Below are 17,433 nucleotides of genomic sequence, written 5' to 3'. Positions count from 1 at the left end.
GACAAAGCACCGATTTTTTTGCTTCAATTTATACCTTTTTTCTAAACAGTTTGATTGAATTATAGGCATTTCTTCCGGCGTATCATTTATGGTGCCGATCCCAAGATTCAGGGATAAAGTGCCCTCACATTCCACTCACACTTCCCCATTACAATGCGCCATCACATATAAGGAGTTTTTATGATTAATGCGAGGCGCGAGTTTCTCGGTAAAGTGGCAAAAACGGGGGCAGTGCTCTTGGCAGGAGGCGCGACGGTGCTGCACGCAAACGGGAGTGCGAAGAGCGATACCGATCCGGTTTTGAGCGATGATCAGCGCGATACGCTGTTTTATATCTACCAAGAAGAGAAAGTGGCGCGCGACGTCTACATCACACTGGGGGAACGCTACCCGGAAGAGAGCACATTCGCATTGATCCAGCTCTCCGAGCAGAGCCATATCGAAGCCGTCGGAGCACTGTGTGTAAGCTATGGGATCGATATCTCCTATGTCGACCTTGACGCTGTCGGTGTGTTCGAGCTTCCGGCGCTGCAAAATCTCTACGACGCCTGTGTCGCGCAGGGGAATATCTCACGCTTGGAAGGGCTGAAAGTCGGCGAACTGATCGAGCTGACGGACCTGGACGATCTGGAATCGGCGGCCGCCGGGATGCCCGAGGATGTGGTGTCGGTCTTTGAAAACCTCAAAGAGGGGAGCGAAAGCCACCTCGATGCCTTCCGCCGGGCCATCGCCCGTCTCGAGGCCTAAAGCAAACCTCCTACAACACGCTCGTCCCGTCACATCATCTTGCATGTGAGGGGGCAAACGTGCTTCAAATTCCCTCAATAGGGGCGATCGAGAAAGTGCCCCCGAACCCTCCGTCCGTAGAGGCTCTCGAAGAGGACCGACAGAGCGATGAACCCCCCGAAGATTATGACGGCACGGCCGTTCTCCTCCCAGGTATGATAAAGCAGTATTGCCAGTGCGCATGCACTCAGCAGCAGGGCTGACAGGTGCAGAAAACGGTTGCCGCCGGTCGCCTCGGCCAGTTTCAGCGCCGCGGCGTTGACGAGGGCGAAGATCAGCAGAAAACCGGCGCTGCCGATGATGGCGATCTCGGTCAGGTCGAAGGTATTGGCGATCAGCAGTGCGGCGGCCATGGTGGCGAGAATGCCGATGAAAGGTTCGTTTCGCCGTTCCGCATCGAAGGCTTCGGGCAGACGGCCATCTTTGGCGAGGGTATAGCCCAGGCGGGCATTGCCGTAGATGGTGGCGTTGATGGCCGAGAAGGTCGCCAGCAGTGCGGCGACGGCGACGAGGATGAACCCTCCGTGTCCCAGTGCCGGTTGCGCCGCGACGGCCAGGGCGTAATCTTTGGCCTTTTCCAGCACCGCTTCGGGAACGGTGCTGACCGTCACCGCGGCGATGAGCACATAGAGGGCGATGACGATCAGGACGCTGAGTACGAAGGCGCGGGGAAGATTGCGCTTGGGGTCGGCAATGTCCTCGGAGGCGTTGGCGATGAGCTCGAACCCCTCATAGGCGACGAAAATGATCATTCCGGCGGAGACGATCGAGAAGAGGGGTCCCCAGTGGCGCGGCTCGAAAGGGGCCGCCTGGAGGTAGGGGAGACTGGAAACGATAATGACGGCGAGCAGCAGCATCTTTATCCCGACGATGAAGCTCTCCGAACGGCTGACGAAGGTGCTACTGACAAGGTTGATGGCCGTCGGCAGCACGATGGCCGCCGAGATCAGGATATGCCGCAGCAGCGGCGGACCGTCGGGAAAAAAGGTGTGGGCATAGGCGGCGAAGGCGACGGCGTAGAGGGCGATGGTGACAAGGTAGCTGAGCCAGAGCATGAGGTTGACGCTGCCCGAGGCGAGGGTATTGCCGAAGGCATTGTCGATGTAAGTGACGGTTCCCCCGCGCCCGGGATAGGCGACGGAGAGGCGCGCGTAGGAGAGGGCGGTCAGCAGCGCAACGATGCCGCCGAAGAGGAAGGCCAGCGGGGTGGCCCCGCGGGAGAGGGAAACCGCTTCGCCCAGCACCGCGAAGATTCCCCCGCCGACCATGCCGCCGATGCCGATGGCGACGGCGCCGACAAGACCGATACTTTTCCGGGACGTTTGCACTGTTGCCGCCTTGGGTTGGGATGTAGCTATGGTAACGCTTCCGCGGTTAACCTTTGGTTTGAAACGTCTGCGTCAGGTGCTGCCAAACAGTTTGAGCGACGGCACTTCGAGGGCGCTAAGCGTGCCGTAGAGATAGGGGCCTGTGTCGATGCGCGCCGCGTAATCGTAAAGCGTAGGCGTGCGAAAAGGGGTGTGTCCGAAGACGTTGTAGATGCCGGGGAGCGGCGCGGGGGGATCGCGGTTAATGAGGACGTCGCGGTTGAAGGCCTCACGGTCGCTTTGGCGCTTTGGCCAGATGCGTGACACGGAGGCGTGGGAGACGACGACCCGGCGGCCGGCCACGCTGCACCCCTCGAGCTCAAGGTAGTAAGGCAGCGTCTCCAGCCACGTAATATCGCGGAAAAAAGGGCGGAGCAGAGGGGTGCTTCCTTCCTGCCGTAACGAGGGATAGTCGTGCAGTCCGTACGAGGCGAGGGTCGCGTTGCCACCGTTTTGCATCCAGAGATGATAGGCATCGTTCGCTTCCCATCGCCGCCCGTTTTCGGGGCGCTGCGACAGCATGAACGTTTCGTGATTCCCCCGTACGCAGAAGTGTCCGCCTTCGCGTACAAAGGCGATGACCTTTGCCGAATCCGGCCCGCGGTCGATGAGGTCGCCGACGAAGACGAGCCGCGCTTCCTTCGGCAGTTGGGCGATGAGGCGCATCAGTTTGTCATAGTAGCCGTGGACGTCGCCGATGATGCAGTAGTGTAGCATTGGCGTGGGTGAGTGGTGCTGCCCCGGGAAAGGGGTCAGCGTACGCGTTTTTTCTTCTTCGGCTGCGGTTCGGGCTCGGGTGTGAGGTCGACGGCGTTCTCCATATTACCGGTACGGTACCGGATAATGAAGCGGATAGGGGTGTCCATGGGGGGAACGGGCATCTGCTTGTACCCCTCCATCACGACGAGTTCGCTGAGCCGGTCGATATTGCGTCGGCTGGCATGGTCAAGGACTCTGTAGCTGTCGGCAGTGCCGTCACTGCGCAGCATGAACTCCACGACGTTGCTGTCATGGATCTGCTGTGCACCGACCGTCTGGATCGCCTGGGCCTTCATAAGGCTGAGGATTTGGGTCTGGTTGTCCAGAATGTAATTCATCTGGTTTTTTGTCAGGGGAACCCCCATATAAAGGGCCTTGATATTCTGTCTGACATCGATCTCGGCCAACAGGGAAGCGGCGATCAGTGAGAGGATAAGGACGTATTTCATGCAAGCACTCCTTTGGCGCGAAACGTACCGCCTGATGAAAATCGGTATTTCCCATTGTTACAGGTGTTTTCTTATGTTTATGTAAATCCTGTGCGGATTTGGCAATAAAACACCTATTTGAAAGAGAGGCATAGCAAAGGAGACGATACCGAAGCCTACACACCCTCTTTCGATGGGATGACAATAATTATATCAATTTTATTGATGCATAAAAGACGATGCATGCGGGCGAAAGGCATTTTAATGGATATTCTGTCATCCTATGTCTATGAAGTGTATCTTTTGCCACCTGCCTGAAAACACGATCGTCGACGGGAACGACCTCGCGTTTGCTTTTTACGATAAATACCCGGTCACGCGATTGCACACGCTGATCATCCCGAAGCGCCACGTCGCGGACTATTTTGAACTGACGCAGGAGGAGATCGCCGCTATGCACGATCTTCTTCAGCACCAAAAAGCGCGCCTGCTTGCGTTAGATGAGACGATCAGTGGGTTCAACATCGGCATCAACGTCGGCGCCGACGCCGGCCAGACGATCTTTCATGTCCATATGCACCTGATCCCGCGCCGCCGGGGGGACATGGATGACCCCAAGGGCGGGGTTCGCGGCGTGATCCCCCGAAAACGGAAGTACTGACCGGCCACGCGCGTTTACATCAAAAACAGCCTGCGGGAATTTCTCAGTAATTAAATTACTCTTAAGAAAATGGCTCCTATACTTAAAGCACACAACACAAGGTGTGCCATATGACAAAGAGCGTACCGGACACGAAAAGAGTGAAACTGCTGGAAATGGCCGCGCAGATGTTGGAGCGTGAGGGTTTTCAGCAGTTCAAAGTAGCGGAGCTGGCCAAAGCCGGATCCGTTTCCATCAGTACTGTTTATGCGATGTTCGGTTCGAAAGAGGGCATATACCTTGCCTACATCGAAGCGAAAATCGCAATGCTCTTTGAAGGGATTGACCGTTTAAACGCGGACGATCCTGTCCTACAGTTGCAGCATTATGCCTCCATGATCTTCGAGATGGTGCAGCAGGGCAGACTTGTATTGGAAGAGGGGGTACGAAACAACCCGCTTTTTTTCAGTGCCCTTGGGAACGAGTTCCCGCAGAGTGCGCAAAAACTCTATGCTTTCCTGGCGTCATGTTTTTCAAAAATCAATCCAAACCTTGACCAACGGGCGGCCCAACTGTGCGCCTATGCCTTCAACGGACAGCTGCACGGTTACCTGCAATTCTGGGTGGTAGCAGGCGGAGACCCGCAGGCACTCGCCGAGCAGTTGTGCGATACCTTCATCTGCCAGACGAGAGGGTCTTACACGGACGCACAGCATAAAACCGCTGACAAAAAAAGGGGGATCAGATGACAACCGGATGTAGACGTTGGGGCGCAGTGGCGCTGCTTCTGTTTCCCGTTTTGGCTTCCGCCCTCAATGTGGGCATCGTCGCGGACCGTTACGATGAAGCATTTGCCCGGGACCGGGCGGCACTGGTGACGGAAGTGAAACAGCTCGCCCCTAACCCGTCAGAACTCCTTTTCCCGGAGACAATGCAGATGGAAGGAGGGGGCGACACTGCCCGTACCGCTGCCGCGATCGAACGCCTGCAAAAGGATTCGAAGGTCGACATGATCGTCCTCCTGGGTACGCTGGCGGGGGAGGTCGCCCTCTCAAAGGGTGCCATGCAAAAGCCGACGGTGATCCCCTTTGCGGAAGGTGCCGGCCTGCGGGGGATCGCACCGGAAGGGGACGGGAGCGGTGTCCGCAACGTCAACTTTGTCCTGGGCCATAGCACGTTCGGTGCGGCACTGGAGCGCTACCGCGAAATCGTACCGTTCGAGCAGGCATCGCTGCTGGTCGATGCACGTGTCCTTGCGCTCTTCCCGGAAATGGCGGCGCGTGCCGCGGAGCGGGCGGAAGCACAGGGGGTCAGGCTCGCGGTGCTGCCGGTGGCCGCCGATGGGAGCTACAGTCTCGCCGAAGGAAGCGGGGCGGTGCTGCTTGGGGAGATGTCGGGGCTCGCTGCGGCAGCACGCACGGCGCTGATGGATGACCTCCGCCGGGAGAAGCTTCCCGTGTTCTCGCTCGGTTTCGAACCCGGGGTGGGGTCGGGCGTGCTGGCCGATCTCTTCGTCCCCGATGAACGCCTGCGGCGTCTGCGTCGCAGTGCCCTGAATATCGTGGCGATCGCCGGGGGAGGGGCGGCGGAGCGCCAGAGCGTCGCTTTCGAAGCGCAGAGCGTGCTGCGCATCGATATGGCGGTCGCGCGCGCCATGCAGATCTCGCCGCCCTTCCGTGTCCTGGCACAGGCGCGCCTGCTGCATGAGTCGGCCGATGACGGCAAAGCGATGGACCTGGTCAGCGCAGCGGAGACGGCGCTCAAGCAGAACCTCTATGTGATCGCCGGCAAACTGGGGGTTCGGGAAGGGGAAGAGAGCATAGATGAGGTACGTTCGGTCCTGTTGCCCCAATTGAGTGCCGAGCTGCTCTACACCCAGCGCAACGGCGACAACGTCTACGTCGAAGGGGGGTTCTACGCCGAGAAGAGTACGGACGGTACGTTAAAGCTGCAACAGATCCTCTTCTCGGAGAGGGCGCTGGCCAGGCTGGCGGTGCAACAATCGCTGCAGGAAGGGCGCAGGGCGCAGCAGCGCGGGCTGGAACTGGAGGTGGTCCGACAGGCGACCACGGCGTTTTTGCAGACGCACGTAGCCACAACACTGCTCGATATCCGCCGGGAGAACGAGCGGCTGATGCAGGCCAACCTTGCGATGGCAAGACAGCGTGTCGATGCGGGGATGACGGACCTCTCCGACGTCTACCAGTGGGAGAGCGAGATCGCGGTGGCGACACAGGCGCGGTTGCGGGCCGAGGCCGATGTTGCCAGGGCGTATGAACAGCTCAACCGTATCCTGCACCGGCCCATCACCGACAGGTACGCATTGACAGAAGTGACCCTGGAAGATCCTGCCCTCGTGATCAGCGATAGCGGTCTGCTCGGACGTATCAGTAACGCCGTGTCGTTCGAACGGCTAAACGCGTTTTATGTCGCCGAGGCACAGAAGGTTTCGCCGGACCTGGATGCGGTCGAAGCGCAGCTTTCGGCGCAGCGCCGGCAATACCGTTCCGATCGGCGGGCCTACTGGTCCCCGGATATCGCGCTGTACGGCGAAGTGACCCATGTCTTCGACGAGACCCGTACGCCGGGTGCGGCGTTCAGCCTGGAGGATGAGACCAACTGGATGGCGGGGGTGTCGCTCTCCCTGCCGCTGTTCGAGGGCGGGGGGCGCAGCGCCCGTGCCGCACGCTCAGACTTGGGGGTCAGACGGCTGGAAGCGGACCGCCTCGAGCGGCTGTCGGCACTGGAACAGCGGATCCGGGGGGACCTGCATACGCTGCGTGCCGCGTACCCGGCGATAGCACTGGCGCAGTCGGCGGCCGGAAGCGCACGCAAAAGCTACAACCTTGTGCGGGAGAATTACGCCCTGGGGAACCGGACGCTGGCGGACCTGCTTGTCGCGCAGAATGCGGCCCTCTCCGCCGATTTCGGTGCGGTGAACACCCGCTACCGTTTCCTCGTCGATCTGATGCAGCTGCAGTATGACGGCGGGCGTTTCGATTTTTTCATGAACCCGGAGGCGCGCAGAGATTTTATCACCAGACTGCGTCATGCGCTCGTAACCCCGGAAGCGTACCCGCTCAAAAAGGAAACCTATGAATAACCCATTTTTCAAACGTGCGGGCATCGTTCTGCTGCTGGCCGCTGCGGCCGGTGCCCTCTATTTCATACTGCTCCGGTTAGAAGGGCCTTCCCTGCCGGAGACGATCGCGATGGGTAACGGGCGCATCGAGGCGACGATGGTCGATATTGAAACGAAACTGCCCGGAAGGCTTGACGAGATCACCGTACACGAGGGGGACATGGTCAAAAAAGGGGACCTGATGGCGGTGATGGACACCGACGAGCTTGATGCCCGTTACGCCCAGGCCCTGGCGCAGGTACGCCAGGCGGAGCAGCAGCGCAAACTCGCACTCTCCGTGGTCAAGCAGCGTGAGAGTGAACGGACCCTTGCGCGCAAAAACCTTGAACGCTCCAAGAATCTCTATGTTAACAAGAACATCCCGCTGGTACAGCTGCAGCAGCACGAGTCGGCCCTGAACGTTACCGAAGCTGCCCTGGAGGCGGCGCGTGCGCAGGTCGTCAGTGCGGAAGCCGCCATTGATGCGGCGCGGGCGCAGGCGGATACGATCAAGGCAAACCTCGAAGAGAGCCGGCTCTACGCGCCCATCGACGGACGGGTCCTCTACAGGCTCCGCGAACCCGGGGAGATCATCGGCGGTGGCGGAAAGGTGCTGACACTGCTGGATCTGACCGACGTCTATATGACGATTTTCCTGCCGACGGCTCAGGCGGGGCGCATCGACGTCGGCAGCGAGGCGCGGATCATCCTGGATGCGCGTCCCGATGTCACGATCCCGGCGACGGTGACCTTCGTCTCCCCGCAGGCGCAGTTCACTCCCAAAGAGATCGAAACGCAGAGCGAGCGCGAAAAGCTGATGTTCCGGATCAAGGTGAAAGTCGACGAAGCCCTGCTGCGCCGCTATCTTGAGCGGGTCAAGATCGGACTGCCGGGGAGCGCCTATGTCCGCATGGACGCGCAGACACCGTGGCCCGAGCGCCTGAACCGCCTGCCGGGGGATGATCCGACGCCATGAACAGTGTGGTCACCCTTGCAGAAATCTCCCACCGCTACGGCAAGACTCAGGCGCTCGAAGGCGTCAACCTGGAGATTCCGGCAGGCAAGATGGTGGGCTTTATCGGCCCCGACGGCGTGGGAAAATCGACGCTGCTCGGGCTGATCTCCGGGGTCCGGCGCATCGAAGCGGGGCGCGTGGAGGTGTTCGGGGGTGACATGGCCGATGCACGCTACCGCGCATCGGTCTGCCCGCGCATCGCCTACATGCCGCAGGGCCTCGGCAAGAACCTCTATATGTCCCTGTCGGTGTATGAAAACGTCGAGTTCTTCGGCCGCCTGTTCGCCCAGGGACGTGCGGAGCGCGAAGCGCGGATCACGGAGCTGCTGGAGAGCACGGGACTGGCCCCGTTCAAAGCGCGGCCGGCCGGGAAGCTTTCGGGCGGGATGAAGCAGAAACTTGGGCTCTGCTGCGCTCTGATCCACGACCCGGACCTGCTGATCCTCGACGAACCGACGACGGGGGTTGACCCGCTGTCGCGGCGGCAGTTCTGGGAGCTGATCGAACGCATCCGCTCCCACAGGGAGGGGATGAGCGTGGTTATCGCCACGGCTTATATGGAGGAGGCGGAACGCTTCGACTGGCTGGTGGCGATGGACGAAGGGCATGTGCTGGCCACCGGGACCCCCGATGCCTTGCGGAAGCAGACCGGTACGGAGACGCTCGACGAAGCGTTTATCCGCCTGCTGCCCGAACACAAACGCCGGGGGCATGAAACCCTCGTCGTCCCCCCGGGCAACTTTGCGGACGCGGAGGAAGCCATCGCCGCGGAGGGGCTGACGATGCATTTTGGCGATTTTACGGCGGTGGATCATGTCAGTTTCCGGATCAAACGCGGCGAGATCTTCGGTTTTCTCGGCTCCAACGGCTGCGGGAAGACGACGACGATGAAGATGCTGACCGGACTGCTGCACCCCAGCGAGGGGGAGGCGTGGCTTTTCGGCGTCCGGAGCGAGCGTCACGACCTCGCAACGCGGAACAAAGTCGGCTACATGACCCAGTCTTTCTCGCTCTACGCGGAACTGACAGTGCGGCAGAACCTCGTGCTGCACGCCGAGCTCTTTCACCTTCCCACGCAGGAGGTCGAGACGAGGGTCGACGAGATGATCGAACGCTTCAAGCTCGAAGCCTACGAGCACAGCTACCCCGACGGGATGCCGCTCGGCATCAGGCAGCGCCTCTCCCTTGCCGTCGCCGTCGTGCACCGGCCGCAGATGCTCATTCTCGACGAGCCGACCTCGGGCGTCGACCCCGTGTCGCGCGACAGCTTCTGGGAGCTGCTGATTGACCTAGCGCGTCACGACGGTGTCACGATCTTTATCTCCACCCACTTCATGAACGAGGGCGAGCGCTGCGACCGTATTTCGCTGATGCATCAGGGGAGGGTCCTGGCCAGTGATACGCCGGCATCACTCATCCGCTCCCGGGGGAAGACGGGCCTTGAAGAGGCCTTTATTGATTACCTCGAAGAGGCGATCGGGGAGGGGGAGAAGGGGCAGAGCGCTGTGGAGCCGACGCCGGAGCCGCACCGTGTGAGGACGCCTAACCGTTTCTTCAGCCCGATGCGCCTTTTCGGCTACAGTTACCGCGAAACGCTTGAGCTGCTGCGCGACCCGGTCCGGCTCACTTTCGCCGTGTTCGGGACTGTGCTGCTGATGCTCACTTTGGGGTTCGGGATCACAATGGACGTCGAGGACCTCCATTTCGCCGTGCTTGACCGGGATCAGAGCCCCCAGAGCCGCGACTACGTCCAGAGCCTGGCGGGGTCGCGCTATTTTCTCGAGCGGCCGCCGCTGCATTCGCAGGCGGACCTGGACCGGCGCATGCGCAGCGGGGAGGTCGCCGTCGCTCTCGAGATTCCCCCGGGCTTCGGCAGGGATGTGACGCGGGGACAGCAGACGCAGATCGGTGTCTGGATCGACGGCGCGATGCCGTTCCGCGCCGAAACGATCCTTGGCTACATCCGCGGGATGCACTACAACTACCTGACGGAGCTGACACGCCGGACGCTGGGCTATGTCCCCGCGCTGTCGCCCGTCGACATCGAGATGCGCTACCGCTATAACCAGGACTTCAAAAGTATCTTCGCGATGGTGCCTGCGATCATCCCGATCCTGCTGGTCTTCATTCCGTCGATCCTGATGGCACTGAGCGTTGTGCGGGAGAAGGAGCTGGGTTCCATCACCAACTTCTACGCCACCCCGGTCACGCGCCTTGAGTTCCTGCTGGGTAAGCAGCTCCCCTACATCGCGGTGAGCATGGTCGGTTTTTTCGGATTGGTCATGATCGCCGTCCTGCTGTTCGGGGTCCCGCTCAAAGGGAGCCTGATGACATTGAGCCTTGGAGCGCTGCTTTTTGTGACGATCACGACGGGCCTCGGGCTGCTCATGTCCGCGTTTACCCGGACCCAGGTCGCCGCTCTGGCGGCGACGGCCATTCTGACGCTGCTGCCGACTATCAGCTTCTCGGGGCTCAGCGAACCCGTCAGCTCGCTTGAAGGGGCGGGGCGTGTCATCGGTGAGATCTACCCGGCAACCTACTTCATCAACATCAGCCGCGGCGTCTTCAGCAAGGCGCTCACCCTCAGTGACCTCTCCCGCGACTTCGCGGCCCTGGCGGCGGCGGTCGTCATCATCACGCTGCTGAGCATCGCGGCGTTGAAGCAGCAGGAGCAATAGATGAAAAAGCATCTTGCGAACATCTACCTTTTGGGCATCAAGGAGCTTCGCAGCCTGCTGCGGGACAAGATGATGCTTTTCCTGATCATCTACTCTTTTACCTTCGCCATCTATGTCAAGGCGACCTCCACCTCGACGGAGCTGGTCAATGTGCCCGTGGCCTTCGTCGACGCGGACCGTTCGGCCCTCTCCATGCGGATCATGGACGCCTTCTACCTGCCCCGGTTCCTTCCGCCGGACCTGATCAGTGCCAAAGCGGCCGACGCCGGGATGGAAGAGGGACGCTACACCTTTATTATCACGGTACCCCCCTCGTTCGAGAAGGAGCTGCTCCAGGGGAGGCATCCGACGCTCCAGGTCAACATCGACGCGACGCGGATGTCCCAGGCCGGCATCGGGGCCGGCTACATCCAGCAGATGGTCAACGACGAAGTCCGGGAGTTCCTCTACGGTCAAAGGACATCGGCAGCGCTGCCGGTGGAAGTCGTCACGCGCATGAAGTACAACCCCACGCTCGACAGCATCCGTTTCGGCAGCATCATGGAGGTGATCGGGCAGATATCGCTGCTCTCCATCATGCTCGCAGGAGCGGCGCTGATCCGCGAGCGGGAACACGGCACGCTGGAACACCTGATGGTCATGCCGCTGAATGCGGCGGAAATCATGCTCTCGAAGGTGTGGTCGATGGGCCTTGTCGTGCTTGCCGGTGTCACGTTCTCGATCGAGATCGTCGTGCAGAGAATTCTTTCCGTCCCCGTCGAGGGGTCGCTGACGCTCTTTTTGTTCGGATCGTTGCTGATGCTGTTTTCGACGACGTCGATGGGGATCTTTATGGGAACGGTCGCCCGGACGATGCCGCAGCTGGGGCTGATCATCATTCTTACGATCCTGCCGCTGCAGATCCTCTCGGGAGGGGTGACTCCCTTTGAAAGCATGCCGCAGGGGCTGCAGAACGTCATGCTGCTGATGCCGACGAGCCACTTCGTCAGCATGGCGCAGGCGGTGCTCTATCGCGGCGCCGGTATTGACATCGTCTGGCCGGAGCTGCTTGCCATCAGCGGGATCGGCGTCGTCTTTTTCCTGCTGGGGCTCTTTTTCTTCCGCCGTAGCCTGGCCACTGCTTCATGAGGGTGATAGTGCGTTTCATCATCGGGCTGCTGTCGGCGGGGCTGTTCCTGCCGCTCTTTGCACAGAGCTGGTCGTTTTCGATCGACAACGACATGATCTTCGGGTCGGACGACAAATACACCGGCGGTTTCCAGGTCGGCTGGATGAGCGATGAACTGGGTGCAAGTGAAAAGGGGAGTTTTCAATACGGCTACGTCAGGGGGATGCGCGATCTGCTGAGGGCCGTTTACCCGTTTGACCTCTCCGATATGAAGCAAAACGGGGCCATCAGCCTCCAGGGGATCGCCATTACACCCGAAGATACGAATGAGACCGAACCCGTCTACGATGACGTTCCCTATATGGGGTCGACGGCCCTGACAGCGTCGCTGTTTATCTGGAATGAGCATATCTTCCACGAGGTGCTGATGACGCTGGGGGTCATGGGGCCCTCTTCGGGGGCGGAAGTCGTGCAGAAGGGTTTGCACCGGTTGTTACGGATCGATGAACCGCAGGGGTGGGACAATCAGGTGCCGGCCCGGCTGCTGTTCCAGGCCGGCTATGTGATGGGAACGCGCCAATACTCTGTCCGTGTCGCAGAACGTTACACCTTCGAGTGGTTCAACAGCCTCTCTGTCAATGCGGGGAGCAGCTATGTCGGAGCGGGCGGGGGCACGGCCGTGCGTATTGGGGAGAATGCTCCCAAAAACTTTGTCACGATCAGTGGGATCGTCAACCGTTCGCTTGCCCACCAGCTTAACCTGGAAACACGAAGGAGGACGTGGGGATGGAGCGTCAACCTCGCTCTTTTCGCCGATGTGATCGGCTATTTTTACATGCATGAGTACGCCAAACAGCACGGGTATGATTTCGAGATGCCGACGACGATTATCACGGGGCTGCTGGGATTCGATCTCTATTACAATAGGCTGCGGGCTTCGCTGGAGCTCTACCCCAGCCGTCCGATCGGGCAGTATGTCCGCTCCAACTATTTCGGGCGTTTGAACCTGGTGCTACAGGTACCGTAAGATGGCATCGTAGTTATTTTGCCACGATGCCCCGCAGCAGCCGCCCGAGAATGTCCGCCCCGGTGATAATGCGCCGTTCGGTTCCCCAGACTAGGATAATGTCCTGGTCGATGACGTCGTCTTCCATATGCTCCGGATCGACCTGCAGACCCGGCAGAATGTAACCGAGTGTCGTTTCCATATTGGTGATGATTGTCGGGCGGTGGCAGTGCTCCATGGGGTCGAAGGTGTCGAATTCGAAGAGGGCGGCGTTGATAAAGCCGTCGGCATCCATGACGAGGCGGGGGTTGTCACGCATGTCTGTCAGGATGATCCATGACTTGTGGGGTCTCTGGACCCGGCGCAAGAAGGGGTCTTTGGACGAGGAGGCGATTTCGGGGAACTGCGGCACGCTGCCCTCGAACTTGAGGGGAATGATGCTTAGCGGTTCGATGGGTTCGCCCTCTTCGCCGACTTTAAGGTCGTCCATGGCGAGGAAATTCAGTGCGCCGACCCCTTCGGTCCGCGTGATCTCGGAATCGCGTTCCTGGATATGCAGTTTGAGCATCTCCTCGATCTCGTTTTCGCGCAGGAACTGCACCGCCTCCCGTCCCAGCCAGAGGTCGAGCATCTTGGCAGAGGGTTTGGCCAACGGCCAGAGGAGCAGCTGGTAAAAGCGCAGCAGGGGGGTCAGTGTGGAGGCCATTTTAAGGGCGTTTCGGGAGAAATAAGCCTGGGGGATGATCTCGCCGAAGAGGGTGATGACGAAGGTCGAAAAGACAAAGGCGATGATGCCGGCCATCACGGAATTGGAAAGTAGGGTCAGCAGAACGTTGATGCCGACATTGCCCCAGAGGATCGTCGTCAGCAGAAAGTTCGGGTCTTCGCGCATGGCGTAGACCTTTGCCGCGGCAGCATCGCCTTTGGACATATCGATATGCAGTCGCATTTTGCTGATGCTGAAAAAAGCGAGGTTGAGCCCGGAGAACATCGCCGACTGCGTGATGCAGAAGGCGATACCGAGCCAGTTGAGCAGGTCCAAAGATGTAATCTCCATACGCAATTTTACTATGGAGGGCTTAAGTGCACCTCGGGTTCCTGTCGAAACGCACGGAGACGTTGCCCTGCATGGGAGAGGAGAAATTTTGCAGTTAATAGCGACTCCGTAGGCAGCTTGTCTCAGTCACTGCTTAACTGCGTATCTTTGATCTCTTCTTCGCATAGTTTGTTGTCAACAACTGTCAAGTGGGGTCTTCCGGCGATAAATCCGATACCGACCTCTCCTTTGATGCAGTACATTTTGTTCGGTTCAATATCAATCGTGACGGAGCTTTTGGCTTCTGTTTTGGCCCAGAACTCTTTTTCGCCCGGTTGACTGGTGTATTGGAAATAGCCGCCGTTTCTCAACGTGCCGATCACTTTGTCATTGCCATCCTGATCAGTCACATGGATATCATAATAGATACCGCCTCCTATAAAACTTGACGGGCGGTATATGTAGACAAGTCCCATGTCTTTTTCAGGCTTTTCGATTTTCGAAAAGGTCGGCCCTTTTGCGCCGCATCCGGACATGATGATTGCTGTACCCAGTGCCAGCAAGGTGGTAGTGGTAAGTTTAAATCGCATGATTACAGTTCTCCTTTTGTTAGACTTACTCTGACTTGCAAATCGATATTTTTTTTGACTTCATCCAGACATTTTTTTCTGTCTTCGGATAGGTTGGTGTTTTTAAAGAGGTTTCTGGTGCTTTTGGCGACACAGACAGCCTTGAAGGAGATCGTCGTTGCATTGGCATCGATCACATCGAGCTTCCCCTGTACGACAACGTCGGAATCACTGAGGGGAAACCCGACCAGTACCAGAGGATTGAACAGATTTAATGCATCGTAATCGATGTCCCCGTTTACATAGGTGACCTCATAATCGTAATGAAGCACACGCGTGGAATCCGGATCTGATTTGAGAGAAGACGGCAGATAATCCCTGTTCGTTTTTGCGTAGTCGATTCTGCCCTCAAGGTAGGCGGTGGCGTCAGTCTTGATGGTTTCTATTTTTGGTTCTGTAAGATATTTGGATGAACATCCCGCCAGTCCGAAAAACAATATGAAGACTATAGGCAGCGCGCTGATTTTCATGCAGATCTTCCTCCCCTCCGGCAGCCGGAGTGTTTTTAAGAAAATAAAATAGTTATCAACTGTTCAGAGTGTATCGCATGATTTATTAAAATAATTTATCAGTATGGGGTCGGCAATCCGGACAGTATTGTCTTTTGTATATGTATTCAAGAGGAGAGACTTTTTATTGCAGCATTTGACAGATGGGTGTCAACAGCTTAGAATAGAGCGGATTCAACGTAAGGATGCAGGTGATGAAAACGTTATGGGGACTCGTATGTATTTTAACGCTGTTCGGAGGCTGTTCCGATCAGAAAACGGAAGGTGACAAGAGCGATCATATGCTTCGGCAGGAGATCGACGTGATGCATGACGCACAAAGCGTTACGCAGACGATGAACGCGAAAACGAAAGAACAGGAGCAGCAGGCTGACGCTTTGGCCGGCCACTGAACTGGCTGATTGGGCAGGGCACCCTTTGGGAGTGAAACAATGGACGGTGCCATTTTCGCTCAGAAAAAGAGCGGGTACTAGAAGTCGTCGTCTCCGAACTCTTTCTCCAGCTCCCTCTGGTACGCTTCTTCTTTCTCTTTGATCAATTGCGATTCCGTCAAAACGGCTTCATGAAGAAACTCGCCGAAGAAGGTCTTGGGCTCCTCGTAGGCCAAAAAGGCGTAGGTGCCCACCAGGAAGCCGACGACGGTCAGGGCCGCGATCACCTTTTGGACCGGGTTGAACTTCTGGATCGGCTCTTTGATACGGAGCTCGCAGGTGCCGCCCGGACAGTGGACCGGGTCAATGCGCGTGAGCAGCTTGTAGATCATACAGCCGACGCAGATGGAGAAGGCGCTCTCCAGGAACATCAGCGACGCGCAGAGGACACAGATAAGTACTTTGTAGAAGGTGATGTCCCAGTTGATGACGAACCACCAGACCATCGGCAGGGAGATCAGCCAGCCCAGCGTCCACGCAAAGCGCTTCTGCAGTCCGCCGACATATTCCGGTTTCTGGTTCTGCACGACAAACTTGCCCAGCAGCAGGGAAGGGACGTATTTCGGACTGATCATTCTCAGCGTAAAATCTATAAATAAAAAGGCCAAATAGATTCTCGCTGCCATGATGTGGTTGAAGCCTATCCCGACGAAGATGATAATGGTCCCGAGGATTCCAAGGATCCCCGCCGCGGCTCTGGCTTCTCTTTCATTGACGACTCTGACGTCGTACCCGGGTACTTTTTCTCCATAATCCCATAAAAAACTCTGAAGGTTCAAAAAACTTCCTTTGGATGCGTGAGTGTATGTGCAAGCATTCCCTGTTTCTATAAACATCGTATGAACAAGGGATCCACGCTTTTGCATTGTGATAAAGTTTTGATGCGGGACGAATTATAACAAATTTTGAAAAGAGTGGGCTTCGAAAAATATGTTTTTTTCTTTATTCATTAGCTTTGTAATGAGCTCGTCTGATTTGACAAGGATGCGCTCGAAGCTTTCAGACTCCAATATTAAATACAGTATATATTATTTATAGTTGTAAGATATTTATATACATGTCAAAAATTAAGTGATATGTAACCTCTATGAATGTAGTATAGGCGATATTAAATATTGGGATATAACAATTAAAAACTATATTTTATCTATTCTTGTAGGTACTTTGGCCCTGGGCCTTGGCGGTTGCGGTTCTTCTGGCTCTTCTGGTAATTTTGGCGTCGGTGACATCAACGTCACCTTTGCAGATCTGAATGCTACGGGCGTGATGGGATATCACATTAATGTCGATCTTGATTTTGCTCTGGATACCTATGACGCCTCAAATATCGATTATTACTTCTGTACGGATGCAGTTGGAAGCTATGATTATCATGCGTATACACAAGATCGTGCTTACGGTTCCGAACTGCTTACGGTTCCGAACTGCTTGTCGATGACCCCGATTACGATTATGGTTACTTGACATATTCGATGCAGAGCGGCATTCTGGAGTTCACATCTGATGCAACTACGGGACTTTCATATGATGTTAATTCATCTACAGAAACCTTTAAAGTAGATGCTTCATACAATATCGATCTCTTTTCAGAGGCTGTACTTGTGACTTCAGGCACAGTGTATATCAACAGTATTTCTAACTTCGATTGTTCTGTAGCAGCTCCTGTTCTAGTGTTACAGTAATATATAGTCAAAACTCTCTAGGAGGGTTTTGGCGCTACGCTCTTTTTTACTTTCCAAGATACTCATCCCTGCTTCAGATGCCTTGATTGTTTCGCGATTGTAAATTGAACGTAAGAGCAGCGATTACGCAGGGGAGCTCATGCTGTTTTGTGTGCCGATGTTTTCAAAACGGCGTCAGAAGAGATGGGGTAGGAACATTTTGACAGAAATCATCGAGTGCTTGTGGAAATCGTACTAT

The 17,433-nt window shown here is 57.0% G+C and carries 17 protein-coding genes; 10 read left to right on the top strand and 7 right to left on the bottom strand.

The genetic code is table 11. The features are described 5' to 3' along the window. The first annotated feature begins 180 nt into the window (after positions 1-180). The gene (locus tag LOH54_RS09275; RefSeq protein WP_231018690.1) at positions 181-747 is read left to right on the top strand and encodes a DUF2202 domain-containing protein; all 567 of its coding nucleotides are present in this window, start codon (positions 181-183) and stop codon (positions 745-747) included. Between the two features lie 74 nt (positions 748-821). On the opposite strand, the gene LOH54_RS09270 is transcribed toward LOH54_RS09275, so the two are convergent. From LOH54_RS09270 to LOH54_RS09260, 3 genes are all read right to left on the bottom strand, one after another. Beyond that, positions 822-2,114 carry an APC family permease gene (locus LOH54_RS09270; protein ID WP_231018688.1) on the bottom strand — a complete coding sequence of 431 codons (1,293 nt, stop codon included), beginning with the start codon at positions 2,112-2,114 and terminating at the stop codon, positions 822-824. 72 nt (positions 2,115-2,186) lie between these two features. Continuing rightward, a complete protein-coding gene (locus tag LOH54_RS09265; RefSeq protein ID WP_231018686.1) occupies positions 2,187-2,870 on the bottom strand; it encodes a metallophosphoesterase in 684 nt (227 codons plus the stop codon). Positions 2,871-2,905: 35 nt separating this feature from the next. After that, positions 2,906-3,361: a hypothetical protein gene (locus LOH54_RS09260; protein WP_231018684.1), complete on the bottom strand. Its 456-nt coding sequence runs from the start codon at positions 3,359-3,361 to the stop codon at positions 2,906-2,908. A gap of 268 nt (positions 3,362-3,629) precedes the next feature. Between LOH54_RS09260 and LOH54_RS09255 the strand changes: the two genes are divergently transcribed. From LOH54_RS09255 to LOH54_RS09225, 7 genes are all read left to right on the top strand, one after another. Further along, on the top strand, positions 3,630-4,001 hold the full coding sequence (locus tag LOH54_RS09255; RefSeq protein WP_231018682.1) for an HIT family protein: 372 nt from the start codon (positions 3,630-3,632) through the stop codon (positions 3,999-4,001). Between the two features lie 110 nt (positions 4,002-4,111). Next, entirely contained in the window at positions 4,112-4,729 is a 618-nt protein-coding gene (locus LOH54_RS09250) for a TetR/AcrR family transcriptional regulator (protein ID WP_231018680.1), read from the top strand. Beyond that, a complete protein-coding gene (locus tag LOH54_RS09245; RefSeq protein ID WP_231018678.1) occupies positions 4,726-7,083 on the top strand; it encodes a TolC family protein in 2,358 nt (785 codons plus the stop codon). Before LOH54_RS09250 ends, LOH54_RS09245 begins: the two co-directional genes overlap by 4 nt. Continuing rightward, a complete protein-coding gene (locus tag LOH54_RS09240; protein WP_231018677.1) occupies positions 7,076-8,077 on the top strand; it encodes an HlyD family secretion protein in 1,002 nt (333 codons plus the stop codon). The genes LOH54_RS09245 and LOH54_RS09240 overlap by 8 nt, the downstream gene beginning before the upstream one ends. Next, positions 8,074-10,794, top strand: a complete 2,721-nt coding sequence (gene rbbA, locus LOH54_RS09235) for a ribosome-associated ATPase/putative transporter RbbA (RefSeq protein ID WP_231018675.1) — start codon at positions 8,074-8,076, stop codon at positions 10,792-10,794. Before LOH54_RS09240 ends, rbbA begins: the two co-directional genes overlap by 4 nt. Then, the gene (locus tag LOH54_RS09230; RefSeq protein ID WP_231018674.1) at positions 10,795-11,922 is read left to right on the top strand and encodes an ABC transporter permease; all 1,128 of its coding nucleotides are present in this window, start codon (positions 10,795-10,797) and stop codon (positions 11,920-11,922) included. An 8-nt stretch (positions 11,923-11,930) separates the two neighbouring features. Continuing rightward, a complete protein-coding gene (locus LOH54_RS09225; RefSeq protein WP_231018660.1) occupies positions 11,931-12,929 on the top strand; it encodes a lipid A deacylase LpxR family protein in 999 nt (332 codons plus the stop codon). Between the two features lie 13 nt (positions 12,930-12,942). On the opposite strand, the gene LOH54_RS09220 is transcribed toward LOH54_RS09225, so the two are convergent. The 3 genes from LOH54_RS09220 to LOH54_RS09210 form a co-directional block, all read right to left on the bottom strand. Further along, positions 12,943-13,965, bottom strand: a complete 1,023-nt coding sequence (locus tag LOH54_RS09220; RefSeq protein ID WP_231018658.1) for a DUF21 domain-containing protein — start codon at positions 13,963-13,965, stop codon at positions 12,943-12,945. 122 nt (positions 13,966-14,087) lie between these two features. Further along, the gene (locus tag LOH54_RS09215; RefSeq protein WP_231018656.1) at positions 14,088-14,534 is read right to left on the bottom strand and encodes a DUF2846 domain-containing protein; all 447 of its coding nucleotides are present in this window, start codon (positions 14,532-14,534) and stop codon (positions 14,088-14,090) included. 2 nt (positions 14,535-14,536) lie between these two features. After that, positions 14,537-15,043, bottom strand: coding sequence for a hypothetical protein (locus LOH54_RS09210; RefSeq protein ID WP_231018654.1), 507 nt, complete (start codon positions 15,041-15,043; stop codon positions 14,537-14,539). Positions 15,044-15,276: 233 nt separating this feature from the next. Here LOH54_RS09210 and LOH54_RS09205 point away from each other — a divergent pair, with 233 nt between their 5' ends. Continuing rightward, entirely contained in the window at positions 15,277-15,474 is a 198-nt protein-coding gene (locus tag LOH54_RS09205) for a hypothetical protein (protein WP_231018652.1), read from the top strand. Between the two features lie 77 nt (positions 15,475-15,551). Here LOH54_RS09205 and LOH54_RS09200 read toward each other — a convergent pair whose 3' ends face one another. Then, a complete protein-coding gene (locus LOH54_RS09200; RefSeq protein WP_231018650.1) occupies positions 15,552-16,292 on the bottom strand; it encodes a DUF4395 domain-containing protein in 741 nt (246 codons plus the stop codon). Between the two features lie 292 nt (positions 16,293-16,584). Between LOH54_RS09200 and LOH54_RS09195 the strand changes: the two genes are divergently transcribed. Next, positions 16,585-16,977, top strand: a complete 393-nt coding sequence (locus LOH54_RS09195) for a hypothetical protein (protein WP_231018648.1) — start codon at positions 16,585-16,587, stop codon at positions 16,975-16,977. The last annotated feature ends 456 nt before the right edge of the window (positions 16,978-17,433 follow it).

This window comes from Sulfurimonas sp. HSL-3221 (assembly GCF_021044585.1).
In the GTDB taxonomy this organism is placed as follows: Bacteria; Campylobacterota; Campylobacteria; order Campylobacterales; family Sulfurimonadaceae; genus Thiomicrolovo; species Thiomicrolovo sulfuroxydans.
Note: the sequence above shows the minus strand (reverse complement) of the source record. Positions and strands in the feature narration are given on the sequence as shown.